The following is a 15,682-nucleotide window of genomic DNA, read 5'->3' on the forward strand; positions in this document are numbered from 1 at the left end:
AGGGTGGAAAACGCGCGCAGCGCTTTTCCACGCATCCCTAGCGCCGCGTCAGCGCGGCCCCATGATGGTATCCAGCGCATCGGGCCGCGGTGCGCCCTGGTGCTGCTGCAGACGACCGTTATCGTCGAGGTAGAAGATCGCCGGAGTCGCCTGGGCACCCAGTTCGCTCATCAGCATCAGGTTGTCGGTGAGCTGTTTCTCCAGAGCTGCCGGGATCTTCTCCAACGGCTTCAGCTTGCTCGCCTTGCCGGCCGCCTCGTGCTCATTGAGCGCTGCCTGCGGATCCTTGGCGCTGAGCAACGCGGCGGACTTGCCGGCACTGTCGGCGCGCAGCATGCCGACCATGATGTGCCGCAACTGCACCTTGCCGGACTCGACCCAGGGCCGGGCCTGCTTCCAGAACATGTTGCAGTACGGACAGTTCGGGTCGCTGAACATGTAGATGACGCGCGGCGCGTCGGCGTTGCCGTCGGCGATCCAGGTGCTGTTCTCCATGCGCGTCCACATTTCCTTGCCCAAGGGTTCGTAGACCAGCTTCTCCAGGTGCGCGCGGGTCAGGTCCTCACCCTTGGCATCGAGCAGGCTGCCGATCAGCACGTGCTCGCCATCCGGGGTGAGATACAGCGCCATGCCCTGCCCGTTGTAACGCGCGGCATAGCCCTTGAGCCCTCCGGGTGCCGCGAAACTGCCGACGACCTCGGCGCCACGCGCCTCGACGGCCTTGATCGCCTCCGGCAATTCCTCGGCCTGGGCCATGGGCAGGGCCAGCAGGCTGACGCCGGCCAGCAGGTAGGGTAACGGCTTGAATCGAATCACTGCGCAGCTTCCTCTTTCAGTTTTTCCAGCGCGCGCGCCAGGCTGGCGTGCGAGAGTTCGCCAAGATGGCTGCTGACCTGGCGGCCATCGGCGTTGTAGAACAGCGTGGTCGGCAGCGCCGTGGAGCCCACGTGCTGCCCGAGGCGCCCGCCACTGTCGAGCAGGACGTTATCGAGACTCAGCCCCGCGGTTTCCAGAAAGCGATTGATCTCCCCCTCCCCCTCGCCCTGATTGACGAACAGAAACAGGGTGTCGCTTTCCCGGGCTTGGGCGTCGGCGAGCACTGGCATCTCGCGGCGGCACGGCGGGCACCAGGTCGCCCAGAGATTGATCACCAGCGGCTGGCCGGAGTAATCCTCCAGCGCCACCGGACGGCCCTGATTGTCGCGCAGCGCCATTTCCGGCAAGCGCGTGCCCTGCTCGAAGGAATGCCAGGCCAGATTACCGAAGCCCCAGCTGAGGATTCCCACCGTCAGCGCGATACCCAGCGGCTTGCGCAGTTCGCGGTCGCGCCAGCCCCACCAGATGCCCAACGCCAGCGCGGTGACCAGCCCTGGCCAGGCGATGAAGCCACCGTCGCGGATATCGATGACGCTCAGCCAGTCATCCCGGTAGTACGCCCAGTACATCGCGACGAAGGCCAGGCGTGCCACGAACAACGCTACCAACAGCAGGCGAAACAGCTGCCGCTCCGGGTTGCGCTCGCTGCGCCGGCCGACCCACCAGCCGGTCAGGGTCGCCAGCAGCAGGCTGCCCAGCAGCAATACATGGGGCACCGCCAGGGCCAGCGGCCCGATATTCACAGTCAGCATCAACCTCGCTCCCGGGTCTGGTTCCAGTTCTGCAGAAAGTCCCCGGCACCGACCTCGCCGGTGATGCGGCGTTCGCGGCGCTCGACGCCATCCGGGCCGATCCACAGCAGCGTCGGCGGGCCGAGCACCTGGTAACGGTCCAGCAATTTGCGGCTGGCGGTGTCGCTGCGGGTCACGTCGGGGCGCAGCACGCGCACGCCGTCCAGGCTCGCCTGCACCTCGGCGTTGCCGAAGACCTCCTTCTCCATGACCTTACAGGAGACGCACCAGTCGGCGTAGTAATCGATCAGTACCCACTGGCCCTGCGCCTTGGCCGCTGCCAGCTCACGATCGAGCACCGACGGGTCACTGAAACCGAGCGAGTAGGATTCGACAGTCGCGGCCGTCGCCACGCCGCCGGCATAGATCGCCAGCGGCCGACGCGGATCATCCGCTCCGCCGGCGGCACCCAGCAGCATCGCCGCGCCCCACAGCCCCAGCAGCACGCCGCTTGCCTGACAGAGCACGCGCTGGCGTTGCACCGCCTGCGCCACATGCAGCAAGGCGGTCGCGAGCACCACCAGCAGCGCGCCCCACAGGCCCAGCCACAGCCAGTCGGCCAGCAACGGACGTGCAACGAACAGCGCGGCCGCGAGGAAGAGAAAGCCGAACAGTACCTTCACCCGATCCATCCAGGCCCCCGGCTTGGGCACAAAGCGCTGACCAACGGTCACCAGCAACAGCAGCGGCGTGCCGATGCCCAGGCCCAGCGCGAACAGCACCAGGCCACCCTGCAGCGCACTGCCGCTCTGTGCGATGAACAGCAGCGCGGCCGCCAGTGGAGCGGTCATGCAGGGGCCGACCAGCAGGCCGGAGAGCACGCCCAGCGCGCCAGCCCCGGCCAGACTGCCAACGCGCTGCTGGCGTCCGGCACGCTCCAGACGGTCACGCAATGCTGCCGGCAACTGCAGCTCGAACAAACCGAACATTGGCAGCGCCAGCAGCACGAACAGCACGGCGAAACTGGTCAGCAGCCAGGGCTGCTGCAGCGCCGCCTGCAGGTTGGCGCCGAGCAGCGCCGCCAGTACACCGAGCCCGGCGTAGACCAGCGCCATGCTGACCACGTAGATCGCCGCCAGGGCAAAACCACGGCGCAAGGTGGCACCGCTGCCGACCACGATGCCCGCCAGGATCGGCAGCATCGGCAGCGAACAGGGAGTGAAGGCCAGCAACAGACCGAGACCGAAGAACACCAGCAGGCTCCAGACCAGTGCCTGGTTTTCGAGGCCACTGACCAATGCCTGATCTTCGGCCTGCGCGGAGGCTACCGACGAATTGCCGGCGTCACCGCTCAGCGAAACTTCACGGGTCTGCGGTGGATAGCAGAGCCCTGCATCGGCGCAGCCCTGCCAGCCGAGGCGCACGTTGTTTTCCACGCCCGGCGGGATCAGCAGTTCGAGGCTGTCGCGGTAGATCTGCGAGTCACCGAAGAACTCGTCGCTGTAGGGCTCGCCCTCGGGCAGCGGCGGCTGGCGCTCCGGCGGCAGGCCGTCGAACCGCAGACGCTGCTGATAGAGGTAATAGCCCGGTGCGATCCGCCAGTGCAGCAGCGTCGCGCCGTTCTCCTGCGGGCTGACCGCGAGCGCGAATGCCTCGTCCACCGGCAGAAAATCACCCTGCGAGCCGCCGCCAAACAGACCACCGGCCGACAGCGCCAAGCCGGGCGTCAGCAGAAACAACAGAAGAACCAAAGTGCGCATGCGAGTCCTGGCCGAGAAATGACTGCCGCGCAGCATGCCGGGGCGGGATTAACGCGCCATTAACGCCAGGGCACGGGCTGCATAACGCTGCCTTAATCGCTAAGGTCCACCCTTGAGCATTTTCTGCGGACCCTCCCCATGCACGTGCTGCTTGCCGAAGACGACGCGCTGATCGCCAGCGGCATCGTCGCCGGGCTCAATGCCCAGGGCTTGATCGTCGACCACGCCGCGACCGCGGCGGCTGCCGAAGCCCTGCTGCGTGCGGCGCACTTCGATGTGCTGATCCTCGATCTCGGCCTGCCCGACGAAGACGGCATCACCCTGCTGCGACGCCTGCGCCAACAGGGCCTGGAGCTGCCGGTGCTGGTGCTCACCGCGCGCGATGCGGTCAGCGACCGGGTCACCGGCCTGCAGGCGGGGGCCGACGATTACCTGCTCAAGCCGTTCGACCTGCGCGAGCTGGCCGCGCGCCTGCACACGCTGATGCGGCGCATGTCCGGGCGCAGCGTCAACCTCATCGAACATGGCCGGCTGAGCTACGACCCGAGCCGCTGCGAAGCACGCCTGGACGGCCGCCTCGTCGACCTGTCGCGCCGTGAACAGGCACTGCTGCAGGCACTGCTCAACAACCAGGGCCGGGTGCTCAACAGCGAGCAGCTCAAGGACGTGGTCTACGGTTTTGCCGACGACGTCGAGAGCAATGCCCTCAACGTGCATATCCACCACCTGCGCCGCAAGCTCGGCAGCGGCATCGTCGAAACCGTGCGCGGCCTCGGCTACCGCCTCGGTCCGGCAGGCGACGAGGACGCGCCATGAGCCTGCGCCTACGCCTGACCCTGATGCTCGGCTCGGCCTTCGTGCTGCTCTGGGCATTGGCTGCGACCTGGATGCTGGTCGATCTGCGCAGCCAGATGATGCTCTCGCTCGACCAGCGCCTGGCGGCCTCGGCGCGCATGGTCGCCGGCCTCTTGGTGCAGCTGCCACACCCCGTGCCCGGCGACGGCCCGCCGCAGCGTCTGAGCGCCGAGCAACTGGGCATCCCCAACGGCCTGGCCTGCCAGGTCAGCTCGCTGCGGGGCGAGGTGCTGGCGCGCAGCCACAGCGCGCCCGACCAGCAACTGGACGCCGAGCAGAACGGCTTTCGCGATCAGCTGATCGACGGCGTGCCCTGGCGCAGCTTTACGCTGGTGCAAGGCGAGCTGCGTATCACCACGGCCGACCGCCTGGATGAGCGTGCCGCGCTGGAACGCTCGGTGTTGCTGGCGGCGGCGCTGCCCGTGGCGGTCGCCCTGCTCGGCAGCCTGGGTCTGCTCTGGCTTGGCCTGGGCCGTGGGCTGGCACCCCTACGCAGGATTCGCGAGGCACTGACCCGACGCAGCGCCGATTCCCTCGAACCCTTGCCGGTCAAAGGCCTGCCGGCGGAGCTGCTGCCGCTGGTGCAGACGCAGAACCAGCTGTTCCAGCGCATCGCCCAGGCCATCGAACGCGAACGGCGGCTGACCGGCGACGCCGCCCACGAACTGCGCAGCCCGCTGACAGCGATCAAGACCCACCTGCAGGTAGCACGCATGACCGAAGGCGCCGCCGCCGAACAGGCACTGGCCAACGCCGAGGCCGGCGCCGACCGCCTGCAGCGCACACTGGAACAGCTGTTGTTGCTGGCCCGGGTAGAAGGCAGTCTGGATTTCGACGATGGCCTGCAGTGCACCGCCGCCGAGGTCGCGCGACTGGCGATTCAGGACGCCAGTGGCGGTGACGGCGCGCCAATCCTGTTGCAGGTCCCGGCGGACCTGCCCGACACGCCGCTGGCCATGCCGCCGGTGCTGGCCATCGCCGCGCTGCGCAACCTGCTGGAGAATGCCCAGCGCCACACCGCGCCGGGCAGCGCCGTCACGCTGTCTCTGCAGCCTGAAGCCGGGCGAGTACGCTTCGAAGTACGCGACCAGGGGTCGGGCATCGCCGCCGAGCATCTCGAGCACCTGACCCGGCGCTTCTGGCGACACGCCGCCAGCAGCGGCAGCGGCCTGGGCCTGGCCATCGTCCAAGCGATCGCGCAACGCTGCGACTGCACCCTCGCCTTCGACAGCCAGACCGACGGCCTGCGCGTTTCGCTGACGGTGCCGTTGCAGCGCTGATCAGTTCGGGAACTCCAGCACGAAAGACGTCCGGCCCTGCGCGGAACTGCACTGGATACGACCGCGATGGGCCTGAACGATCGAACGGGTGATCGCCAGCCCGAGGCCGGCATTGCTCGGGCTGCCTTCGCGGCGCGCCGGATCGACCCGATAGAAGCGGTCGAACAGTCGCTCCAGATGCTCGGGCGCGATGGTCGCGCCGGGATTGCTCACCTCAAGCGTCACCTGGCCCGCGCCGCGCTCGATGGCCACCCGGATGCGCTCGCCGTCGGGGGTGTAACGCAGCGCATTGGACAGCAGGTTCGACAACGCCCGGCGCAGCATCAACAGATCGCCCTGAATCGTACCGGCACCCGACAGCTCGAAGCGCACCCCGCGCTCGTCGGCCGAGAGCTGGTAATAGTCCAGCAGCTGCGTGCACAACGCCTCCAGCGCGACGGGTTTGGCGTCCGGCACGATCAGCCCGTTATCCGCCTTGGCCAGAAACAGCATGTCGTCGATCATCCGCGACATGCGCTGCAGCTCCTCCAGGTTCGAATGCAGGTTGTCCTGATACTGATCCAGCGTGCGCGCACGGGTCAGCGCCACCTCGGTGTGGGTCATCAGGTTGCTCAGCGGCGTGCGCAGCTCGTGGGCGATGTCGGCGGAGAAGTTCGACAGCCGCACGAACGCGTCCTCCAGCCGCGCCAGCATGGCGTTGAAGGCCTGCACCAGCTGCTGCAGCTCGGCCGGTGTCGACTCGTCGGGGATGCGCTCGCGCAGGGATTTGGCCGAGACCGAGGCGGCCACCTGGGTGACGTCGCGCAGCGGTCGCAGCCCGCTACGCACCAGCAGCCAGCCAAGCAGGCCGCTGAGCACCGCGCAGAGTATCAGCGCGCCCCACAGCCAGCCGCTGAAGGTATGGAAGAACGCCTTGTGCACGGTGACATCGAGCAGGATCAGCAGCATCAGCGCCGTCTGACCGACCGGCACCTGCGCTACCTCCGCGCGCCAGAGGCGCCCATCCAGCGACAGCTCGCCATCGTGCTCAGCGGCCAGCGCGACCAGGCTCGGGTCGGCCCCGCCTGGCAGCGGCTCGGGAAACAGCTGGCGCCCCGCTGCATCGAAGACGAACCCTCTTATCTCGCTGTGCCCACCGAGCAGGGCCTGCAGCCGCGGACGCAGCCGTTCGAAGTCATCATCGGCCTGCAGCTCGCCGAGTAGCGCCTCGCCGGCGCGAAGCTTCTCGTGCAGGGTGTGCTGGTCCAGCTCGTTGAAGTGGCGTTCGCTGAGCTGGTGAAAGAAATATCCCGCAGCCGCCAGCACGCCGGTCACCGCGAGCATGAACATCAGGCTCAGCCGCGCCGTGAGCGACAGCCGCGTCATGACGGGTCCGGCTCGTCGAGCATGTAACCCATGCCGCGCGCGGTATGGATCAGTTTGGGCTCGAAGCCGTCGTCGATCTTCACCCGCAAGCGGCGGATAGCCACCTCGATGACGTTGGTGTCGCTGTCGAAATTCATATCCCATACCTGCGAGGCGATCAGCGACTTGGGCAGCACCTCGCCGCGCCGGCGCAGGAGCAGTTCCAGCAGGGCGAATTCCTTGGCGGTCAGGTCGATGCGCTGGCCAGCCCGCGTGGCGCGGCGCTTGAGCAGGTCGACCTCCAGATCGGCAACCTTCAGCTGGGTCTGCAATGCCGCCGCGTTGCCGCGTCGCAGCAGGGTGCGCACACGGGCCAGCAGCTCGGAAAAGGCGAACGGCTTGACCAGATAGTCGTCGGCGCCCAGCTCCAGCCCCTTCACGCGATCCTCGACACGGTCGCGCGCAGTGAGAAAGAGCACCGGCACCTCGCGCCCGGAGGCACGCACCAGGCGCAGCACTTCCCAACCATCGAGGCCCGGCATCATCACGTCGAGGATCAGCAGGTCGTAGGGCATGCTCAGCGCGTGTTGCAGCGCGTCGGTGCCGGTCGTGACCCGGTCGACGGTGAAGCCGGCTTCACTCAGGCCCTGCTGCAGGTACATGCCGGTTTTCGGTTCGTCTTCGGCGACCAGCAATTTCATGACGCAAGTTCCTTCGGTGGCGACGCCGCAAGTGTGGCAGCGCCCGTAGTCGGGACGCCACGAAGCTGACAAAAAAGTAATCTTCCGATCAGCCTCGCGTCAGGGCGCCGGAGTTAGCGTGGCACTCAGAAAATGCGGCTTGACCTTGCCATCGCGTCAAGGTCGAGCATCCAGTCAGTGCGACCAGACTGGCTAACCGAGGACCTTCCCATGACCAGCATTCAACTCAAGGTATCCGGCATGACCTGCGGCGCGTGCGTCCGCCATGTAACCGCAGCACTGCAGCCCTTGGCGGGTGTCGAGCGCGTCGAGGTCGACCTGGCCGCCGGGCTCGCCCGGATAGACGGAACGGCCGATGCAGCGGCACTGATCGCTGCACTCGATGAGGCCGGTTACCCTGCCGAGATCGCCGTCGGCTCGCCCGCCCCAGCGCCCCGCAAGACCGGGTGCGGTTGCGGCTGCAACTGAACATTGCTCTGGAGAAGCCCATGAAACTCTACCTCACCGCACTTGCAGCCCTGCTGATGTCGGGCATGGCCCACGCCACGGATGTCATCGACGTGCACCGCGATGCCAACTGCGGCTGCTGCAAGGACTGGATCAAGTACCTGGAGGCCAACGGCTTCGAAGTGCGCGATCACGTCGAGAGCAACATGGCGGCGGTCAAGCAGAAGCTGGGTGTCGCGCCGCGCCTGGGCTCGTGCCACACCGGTGTGATCGACGGCAAGTTCGTCGAAGGCCACGTGCCCGTTGCGGCGATTCATGAACTGCAGAAGCGCGACGATCTCGCCGGCGTTGCCGTACCGGGCATGCCGGCTGGCTCGCCAGGTATGGATTATGGCCAGCCGCATCAGCAGTACCAGGTGATCGGCCTGACCACCAAGGGCCGCGATCTGGTGCTCGGCGACTACCTCGGCGCGCAGCCGGTGCGCTAAGCCGCACTGTCTTCAGCACAGGCAATGCCGTTCGGCATCTGCGGCAGGGCCAGCCCGGTTGCGGCTGGCCGCGCTGCCAGCTGACAGAATCGTAAATTTCGCTTCAGGTCGCTGACAGATGCGCCGCGCTAAGGTGCTCGTCAAAGCGTCGCAACGTCGCGCCTGCGCGGCGCAAACCAACAATCCGATCCACCGAACAGGACCCGCATGCAATTGATCAGTTCTCGGCGCACCTTCGTCAAAAGCCTGGCTGCCGGCGGTGCCGTCGCCGGCCTCGGGCTGTGGCAACGCCCCGTCTGGGCGCTGACCAGCCCAGGTCAGCCGACGGTGCTCAGCGGCACCGAGTTCGACCTCACCATCGATTCCATCAGCGTGGACTTCACTGGTAAGCGCCGCACCGCCATGGCCATCAACGGCAGCATTCCCGGCCCGCTGCTGCGCTGGCGCGAGGGCGATACCGTGACCTTGCGCGTGCGCAACCGGCTGCCCCACGACACCTCGATCCACTGGCACGGCATCCTGCTACCCGCCAACATGGACGGCGTGCCCGGGTTCAGCTTCGCCGGCATCGCCCCGGACGGCATGTACGAGTACCGCTTCAAGGTCAAACAGAGCGGCACCTACTGGTACCACAGCCATTCGGCGTTCCAGGAACAACTCGGCGTCTACGGCCCGCTGATCATCGATCCGCTCGAGCCGGAGCCATTCGCCTACGACCGCGACTACGTGGTGTTCCTCTCCGACTGGACCGACGAAAGCCCGGCACGGGTGCTGGCCAAGCTGAAGAAGCGCTCGGACTACTACAACCAGGGCCGGCGTACGCTTGGCGATTTCATCGACGATGTCGCCGACAACGGCTGGACCGACACCATCAGCGAACGCTGGGCCTGGGCGAAGATGAACATGTCGCCGACGGATCTGGCCGACATCAGCGGTGCCACCTACACCTACCTGCTCAACGGCCAGGCACCGGACGGCAACTGGACCGGCCTGTTCCAGCCAGGCGAGCGCATCCGCCTGCGGCTGATCAACGGCTCGGCGATGAGCTACTTCGACTTCCGCATCCCCGGCCTCAAGCTCACCGTGGTCGCCGCGGACGGACAGAGCGTCGAACCGGTGCAGGTGGACGAAGTGCGCCTGGCCGTGGCGGAAACCCTCGATGTGATCGTCGAGCCAGACGGCAGCCAGGACGCCTACACCCTGTTCGCCCAGTCCATGGACCGTAGCGGCTTTGCCCGCGGCACCCTGGCCGTGCGTGATGGTTTGCAGGCGCCGGTGCCCAAGCCCGATCCGCGCCCCGAACTGAGCATGGAGGACATGGGCCATGGCGATCATTCCGCCCATGCCCAGGCTGCTGCGCCTGCGCAGAGTGACGATCCTAACGCCGGGCACGGCGACATGAATCATGGCGCGATGAATCAGAGTGGGATGAATGGCCAGATGGACCACGCCGCCATGGGCCACGGCTCGTCCGGCAGTGGCATGCAGGCGCATCCGGCCAGCGAAACCGACAATCCGCTGGTGGACATGCAGACCATGATGCCGGTGCCCAAGCTGGACGATCCCGGCATCGGCCTGCGCGACAACGGTCGGCGCGTACTGACCTACGCCGACCTGCGCAGCACCTTCGCCGACCCGGACGGCCGTGAGCCGACGCGCACCATCGAACTGCACCTGACCGGACACATGGAGCGCTTCGCCTGGTCGTTCGACGGCATTCCCTTCGCCGATGCCGAGCCGATCCGCCTCAAGTACGGCGAGCGGGTGCGCTTCGTGCTGGTCAACGACACCATGATGCACCACCCCATCCACCTGCACGGGCTGTGGAGCGACCTGGAGGACGAGCACGGCAACTTCCAGGTGCGCAAGCACACCATCGACATGCCGCCGGGCTCCAAACGCAGCTATCGCGTCACCGCCGACGCCCTCGGGCGCTGGGCCTACCACTGCCACATGCTGATGCACATGGACCTCGGAATGTTCCGTGAAGTCCGCGTAGAAGAATGACGGAGAAGCCTATGAACACGATCAAATTGCACGCCCTGCTCGCCTTCGGCCTGACCACCGCGCTCAGCCTCAGCACCGCCTACGCGCAGAGCGAGCACGACGGTCATCATCCCGCCAATGCACCAGCCGAACAGGCCGCGCCGCAGGCCAGCCAGCCCAAGCCCGGACAACAACAGGGCGGCAAGATGCAGGGCATGGACCACGACAAGATGCAGGACATGCACGACCAGCACATGGGTTCCGGCCATATGGACCACGGCAGCATGGGCAACGGAAAGATGCAGAAGGACATGCCGAAGGGCCCCGAACAGGGCAAGCAGCATGATCATTAAGACACTGCCGGTTGCCATCGCCCTCGCCCTGGCTGCGACGGCGAGTCAGGCGCAGCAGGCGATGGATCATTCCGGCCACGACGGACACGCTGCGCCTGCGGATCACAGCCAGATGGATCATCGGCAGATGGATCACAGCCAGATGAGCCATGAGCCCGTGAACCATGGCGACATGAACCACGACGGGATGCCTCACCCACCGGCAACCGGCGTTCCACCCGAACAGCAGCAACGACCGCCAGTCCCCACCATCAGAGATGCAGACCGCGCGGCCGCGTTCCCCGACCTGCCGCCTCACGCCATGCACCAGGGTGGCAGCAACTTCCTGTTCCTAGCCGATCAGCTGGAATGGCAGGACGCCGACGAAGGCAGCACGCTGGCCTGGGACATTTCCGGCTGGTATGGCGGCGATATCGACCGCCTCGCCTTCCGTTCCGAGGGTGAGCGCACCAATGGCCACACCGAGGAGGCCGAGCTGCAGCTGCTCTGGAGCCACGCCATCGGCCCCTGGTGGGAGACCGTCACCGGCGTGCGTCAGGACTTCAAGCCTGGTTCGCCAAAGACTTGGGCAGCCTTTGGCGTGCAGGGCATGCCGCTGTTCGGTCTGGAAACCGAAGCCACCGCGTTTCTCGGCGAGGGTGGCCAGACTGCGCTGCGCCTGGAGGCCGAATACGACATCCTGCTGACCCAGCGCTGGGTGTTGCAGCCCACCGCGGAGCTGAACCTGCACGGGCGCAACGACGAGGCGCGCGGCGTCGGCTCCGGTCTCAGCGACGCCAGTGTCGGACTCCGCCTGCGTTACGAGATCAGCCGTCAGTTCGCGCCTTATGTCGGCGTCAGCTGGGGCCGAGCCTATGGCAATACTGCTGACCTGCTGCGTGCCGATGACGAAGACGTCAGCGAGGCGAAGCTGGTAGCCGGTATTCGCTTCTGGTTCTGAGGCCCGACCTATGAAGACTGTCCTGGCGACACTGGCACTGAGCACCCTGTTGATCGCAATCGGCGGCGCGCTGGTGGCGTATTCCGGCATCATCGACGTCGGCGCGGACGCCCCGCACAGCGCGCCGCTGCACACCCTGCTGGAGACCACCCGGGAACGCGCCGTGGCTGTACGCGCCGGTGACATCGAGGTACCGCCGCTGGGATCGGCGGAGCAGATGCGCTCGGGCGCGGGCAACTATGCGGCCATGTGCGTCGGTTGCCACCTGGCGCCGGGGGTCGAGCCGACCGAACTGAGCCAGGGTCTCTACCCCGCCCCTCCGCCACTTGCCGAGGACTCCCGCGACAACGACCCGGCCGCAACATTCTGGGTCATCAAGCATGGGCTCAAATCCACCGGTATGCCGGCGTGGGGCAAGTTCATGGAAGACCGCTACATCTGGTCGCTGGTCGCCTTCGTCGAACAGCTGCCGTCACTCACCCCAATGGAATACCAGACGCTGGTGGACGCCAGTGACGGCCACCAGCACGGTGGCGGTGAAATGGACATGCACGATCACAGCGGCCAGCATCCGACTCCTGCCGCCGATCGGCAGCCTGCAGGCAAAGCCCATCATCAGGGCGCGCACAACGAGCAGACACCGGCGCATTCGGAAGCAGTACCGGAAGCCGATGTACACCATCACCCGGACGGCAGCCGCCACGTGCATTGATGGGCTGCGCCATGGCCGGCGCAATCGTCCGTCAGGCAATTCGCCTCAGCGCTTCGCCTCGATCTGTCCGACGCGCTCCAGCCACGCGGGCTCCAGGCGTGGCTGGTCGATATCCATGCCCAGCGCCTCCATCGCCTCGCGGTGACGGTCGATCTCGGCGACCGAATCGCTGAGCCCGATGAGGTTGCCGTCGAGCTGGTGCATCTGCGTCAGCCCTAGGTGATAGAAGCGCAGCAGCTTCATCGCATCCGGATCGCCCGCACTTACGCCTGCCTTGACCTGGTGCATCATGTTGGTCACGCGCATCAGGCTGCGCTTGAGCTGCCAGCCGTACACCGCCGCCGCCATCCACGGCTGCTGCCAGTACAGCCACCTGACGACTCCGATCGTCAGCGCCAGTCCGGCCACCACGCCGCCGATGTTCAGCCGCAGGTTGTCACCACCGGGCTCGCCGAACAGCGCCACGGCCAGGGCCGACAAGCCCATGGCGAGGACGGCAAAGGTCACGGCGACGATCAGGGTGCTGCGCCGGGTCTGCTGGCGATAGGTTTCGGGGCTGAGCGGAACGATCTCGAATAGCACCACGGGGCGATGTCCTTGGCTGAGGCGGAAGATGAGCGGCGGCCATTATCACCTCAATCGCCGTGCGCTGACTGATACAGCGCAGTATCTTCCGCCCTCCGGCTAAGCTCGACCCGCCCCAACTGGAGAATTCCATGCGCCGCCTCGCCACGCCCGCCGATGAGCAGCGGGTCTACGACATCTACATGCACCCGGACGTGGAGCGGTACCTGGGCTTCGACCCCATGCCTCGCGAGCACTTCGGCAAGGTCTTCGAGCCGCTGTTCGAAAGCGCCGGCTTCTATGTCTTCGAAGACGATGGCGTGGTGCAAGGCTTCTACAAGGTGCAGCGCCATCTGGGCCGCGCCGCCCATGTCGCCTACCTCGGTACCCTGGCCGTCGCGCCCGAGGTCAGGGGCAGCGGCCTGGCGCGACGGATGATGCAGGAAGCCCTCGCCAAGCTGGCCGCCAGCGGCATTCGTCGTGTGGAATTGACGGTGGAAGCGGACAACCCGCGGGCGATTGCCTTCTACGAGCGCTTCGGCTTCGTCCACGAAGGCACGCAGCGCGCTGCCTACAAGCGCAGCAGCGACGACGGCTTCGTCGACGAACTGATGTATGGCCTGTTGCTGGGACCCGGGCGGGCCCCAGCATAGGTACTGCGTCGTTCGTCAGCCCTTGAGTTTGCTGGTGATCTTCGCCACGTGCTCACCCTGGTAGCGTGCGATGGCCAGTTCCTTCTCCGAAGGCTGACGCGAGCCGTCGCCACCGGCGATGGTCGTGGCGCCATAGGGCGTGCCACCGTTGGTTTCGGAGATGTCGAAGAACTCGCTGATGCCATAACCGGTCGGCACGATGACCATGCCGTGGTGCGCCAGGGTGGTCCAGGTCGAGGTAATGGTCATCTCCTGCCCACCGCCGGTGCCGGTCGAGGCGAACACGCTGGCGACCTTGCCATGCAGCGCGCCCTTGGCCCACAGGCCGCCCGTGCGGTCGAGGAAGTTGCGCATCTGCCCGGACATGTTGCCGAAGCGGGTCGGAGTACCAAAGATGATGCCGTCGTAGTCCGGCAGCTCATTCGGATCGGCGATGTCGGCGGGCTGATCGACCTTGCCGCCGGCGTTGCGGAAGGCGTCTTCCGGCATGGTTTCCGGCACGCGTTTGATCGTCACCTCGACACCCGGTACGCGGCGTGCGCCCTCGGCGACGGCATTGGCCATCGTTTCGATGTGGCCGTACATGGAGTGATAGAGCACGAGAATCTTCGCCATCTTGCTTTCCTCTTTCGGTGGGTGAGTCTGAATAACGTTGTGGATGGGATAACGCGCCAGAAGCGTCGTTCCGATGGCAGCCGTCAGAGCGACTCGACCAGGAGGACTTCGCTGTCTGCCACGGCCCTGATGCTCAGCCGTGTTTCATCACGCACGGCCACGCCATCGCCGGCGGCGACCATGAGTCCGTTGATCTCGATCTGGCCGCTGGCCGGCACCAGATACACCCGGTGCCCGGCGGCAATTTCGTAGTCCGCTCCCTGCCCTGCTGCAAGCGTAGCCGCTGCCAGCCTGGCTTCAGCACGAATCGGTAGCGCGTCGTCATCGCCGGGCAGACCACTGGCGAGCGTGACGAAGGCGCCGGCGCGGTCGCCGCTGGGGAACTGGCGAGTGCCCCAGGCCGGCGGCAGCCCGGTCTGCTGCGGGTGAATCCAGATCTGGAAGATGCGTGTCTCCACATCCTCCAGGTTGTACTCGCTGTGCACGATGCCGGTGCCGGCGCTCATCACCTGCACATCGCCGGCGACGGTACGGCCACGGTTGCCGAGGCTGTCTTGATGGGTAATGGCGCCCTGGCGGACGTAGGTGATGATTTCCATGTCCCGGTGCGAATGCGGTTCGAAGCCGGACTGCGGCGCGATGCTGTCATCGTTCCAAACGCGCAGACGGCCCCAGCGCATGCGCTCGACGTCGTGATAATCAGCAAAGGAAAAGTGGTGGCGCGCGTTCAGCCAGCCGTGCTGCGCATGACCAAGCCGGGCATATGGACGTAGTTCGATCATCTCGCTCTCCGCAGTTCGGGTCACCGGGACGACCCCGGCCAATGAAGGAGATGATCCATTCAATCAGATCGATAATGTTTGCAATTTTCAGCCAATAACTATCGATTCTGCCGATAGTTAAGCCGGGCAACTGGCATCGGTAAACCGGCACGACAGCCGGCCTCTTGCCCGAAGCGCGTTTACCTGCCACAAAGCGCTCCCTCTTTCAGCTTTCAGGAAGCGCACGAATGAACGATGAATTGCTGGTCGAAGACATTCAGCTCGGCGACGGCAAAGCGGTGGTCAAGGGCGCGCTGATCACCACCCAGTACCGCGGCACGCTGAGCGACGGCACGGAGTTCGACAGCTCCTACACGCGCGGCAAGCCATTCCAGTGCGTGATTGGCACCGGCCGGGTCATCAAGGGTTGGGACATCGGGCTGATGGGCATGCGGGTCGGCGGCAAGCGCAGGCTGTTCGTGCCAGCTCATCTGGGTTATGGCGAGCGCCAGGTCGGCGCGCATATCCCGCCCAATTCGGATCTGCATTTCGAGATCGAGCTGCTGGAAGTGCTGACGCGCGACGACTGATCAGCCTTTCTGGCGCCCGCTGCGGG

At 66.2% G+C, this 15,682-nt stretch carries 18 protein-coding genes; 10 read left to right on the forward strand and 8 right to left on the reverse strand.

Annotation, left to right across the window (positions count from 1 at the left end; genetic code table 11):
- Positions 1-48: 48 nt before the first annotated feature.
- The 3 genes from dsbG to dsbD are packed head-to-tail and all read right to left on the reverse strand — an operon-like array spanning position 49 to position 3,367.
- Entirely contained in the window at positions 49-816 is a 768-nt protein-coding gene (gene dsbG, locus NAO55_RS04425; RefSeq protein ID WP_102840119.1) for a thiol:disulfide interchange protein DsbG, read from the reverse strand.
- Positions 813-1,628: a TlpA disulfide reductase family protein gene (locus NAO55_RS04430; protein ID WP_102840118.1), complete on the reverse strand. Its 816-nt coding sequence runs from the start codon at positions 1,626-1,628 to the stop codon at positions 813-815. Before NAO55_RS04430 ends, dsbG begins: the two co-directional genes overlap by 4 nt.
- A complete protein-coding gene (dsbD, locus tag NAO55_RS04435) occupies positions 1,628-3,367 on the reverse strand; it encodes a protein-disulfide reductase DsbD (protein ID WP_102840117.1) in 1,740 nt (579 codons plus the stop codon). The genes NAO55_RS04430 and dsbD overlap by 1 nt, the downstream gene beginning before the upstream one ends.
- A 138-nt stretch (positions 3,368-3,505) precedes the next feature.
- Between dsbD and NAO55_RS04440 the strand changes: the two genes are divergently transcribed.
- Together NAO55_RS04440 and NAO55_RS04445 are read left to right on the forward strand one after the other, a co-directional pair.
- Complete coding sequence (locus tag NAO55_RS04440) at positions 3,506-4,183, forward strand: response regulator (protein WP_102840116.1); 678 nt, start codon at positions 3,506-3,508, stop codon at positions 4,181-4,183.
- A complete protein-coding gene (locus tag NAO55_RS04445; protein ID WP_102840115.1) occupies positions 4,180-5,502 on the forward strand; it encodes a sensor histidine kinase in 1,323 nt (440 codons plus the stop codon). The genes NAO55_RS04440 and NAO55_RS04445 overlap by 4 nt, the downstream gene beginning before the upstream one ends.
- Here NAO55_RS04445 and NAO55_RS04450 read toward each other — a convergent pair whose 3' ends face one another.
- On the reverse strand, positions 5,503-6,867 hold the full coding sequence (locus tag NAO55_RS04450) for a heavy metal sensor histidine kinase (RefSeq protein ID WP_102840114.1): 1,365 nt from the start codon (positions 6,865-6,867) through the stop codon (positions 5,503-5,505).
- Positions 6,864-7,547: a heavy metal response regulator transcription factor gene (locus NAO55_RS04455; protein WP_102840113.1), complete on the reverse strand. Its 684-nt coding sequence runs from the start codon at positions 7,545-7,547 to the stop codon at positions 6,864-6,866. The genes NAO55_RS04450 and NAO55_RS04455 overlap by 4 nt, the downstream gene beginning before the upstream one ends.
- Positions 7,548-7,757: 210 nt before the next feature.
- Between NAO55_RS04455 and NAO55_RS04460 the strand changes: the two genes are divergently transcribed.
- The 6 genes from NAO55_RS04460 (at position 7,758) to NAO55_RS04485 (ending at position 12,473) form a co-directional block, all read left to right on the forward strand.
- Complete coding sequence (locus NAO55_RS04460) at positions 7,758-8,015, forward strand: heavy-metal-associated domain-containing protein (protein WP_102840407.1); 258 nt, start codon at positions 7,758-7,760, stop codon at positions 8,013-8,015.
- A gap of 20 nt (positions 8,016-8,035) precedes the next feature.
- Positions 8,036-8,482: a DUF411 domain-containing protein gene (locus tag NAO55_RS04465; RefSeq protein WP_102840112.1), complete on the forward strand. Its 447-nt coding sequence runs from the start codon at positions 8,036-8,038 to the stop codon at positions 8,480-8,482.
- Positions 8,483-8,689: 207 nt separating this feature from the next.
- Complete coding sequence (locus tag NAO55_RS04470) at positions 8,690-10,489, forward strand: copper resistance system multicopper oxidase (protein ID WP_102840111.1); 1,800 nt, start codon at positions 8,690-8,692, stop codon at positions 10,487-10,489.
- A gap of 11 nt (positions 10,490-10,500) precedes the next feature.
- A complete protein-coding gene (locus tag NAO55_RS04475; protein ID WP_102840110.1) occupies positions 10,501-10,821 on the forward strand; it encodes a hypothetical protein in 321 nt (106 codons plus the stop codon).
- The gene (locus NAO55_RS04480) at positions 10,811-11,761 is read left to right on the forward strand and encodes a copper resistance protein B (protein ID WP_102840109.1); all 951 of its coding nucleotides are present in this window, start codon (positions 10,811-10,813) and stop codon (positions 11,759-11,761) included. The genes NAO55_RS04475 and NAO55_RS04480 overlap by 11 nt, the downstream gene beginning before the upstream one ends.
- A 10-nt stretch (positions 11,762-11,771) precedes the next feature.
- Entirely contained in the window at positions 11,772-12,473 is a 702-nt protein-coding gene (locus NAO55_RS04485; protein ID WP_102840108.1) for a c-type cytochrome, read from the forward strand.
- A gap of 45 nt (positions 12,474-12,518) precedes the next feature.
- Here the strand turns inward: NAO55_RS04485 and NAO55_RS04490 are convergent, their stop codons facing one another.
- Positions 12,519-13,058, reverse strand: a complete 540-nt coding sequence (locus tag NAO55_RS04490; protein WP_102840107.1) for a DUF3087 domain-containing protein — start codon at positions 13,056-13,058, stop codon at positions 12,519-12,521.
- Between the two features lie 131 nt (positions 13,059-13,189).
- Between NAO55_RS04490 and NAO55_RS04495 the strand changes: the two genes are divergently transcribed.
- A complete protein-coding gene (locus tag NAO55_RS04495; RefSeq protein ID WP_102840106.1) occupies positions 13,190-13,690 on the forward strand; it encodes a GNAT family N-acetyltransferase in 501 nt (166 codons plus the stop codon).
- Positions 13,691-13,705: 15 nt separating this feature from the next.
- Here NAO55_RS04495 and wrbA read toward each other — a convergent pair whose 3' ends face one another.
- Together wrbA and NAO55_RS04505 are read right to left on the reverse strand one after the other, a co-directional pair.
- Positions 13,706-14,305, reverse strand: coding sequence for an NAD(P)H:quinone oxidoreductase (wrbA, locus tag NAO55_RS04500; protein ID WP_014820960.1), 600 nt, complete (start codon positions 14,303-14,305; stop codon positions 13,706-13,708).
- Between the two features lie 83 nt (positions 14,306-14,388).
- Entirely contained in the window at positions 14,389-15,087 is a 699-nt protein-coding gene (locus NAO55_RS04505) for a pirin family protein (RefSeq protein ID WP_102840105.1), read from the reverse strand.
- Positions 15,088-15,314: 227 nt separating this feature from the next.
- Between NAO55_RS04505 and NAO55_RS04510 the strand changes: the two genes are divergently transcribed.
- Positions 15,315-15,656: an FKBP-type peptidyl-prolyl cis-trans isomerase gene (locus NAO55_RS04510; RefSeq protein ID WP_003299726.1), complete on the forward strand. Its 342-nt coding sequence runs from the start codon at positions 15,315-15,317 to the stop codon at positions 15,654-15,656.
- Positions 15,657-15,682 lie beyond the last annotated feature (26 nt).

It is taken from the genome of Stutzerimonas frequens (genome assembly GCF_024448335.1).
GTDB classification, from domain to species: domain Bacteria; phylum Pseudomonadota; class Gammaproteobacteria; order Pseudomonadales; family Pseudomonadaceae; genus Stutzerimonas; species Stutzerimonas frequens.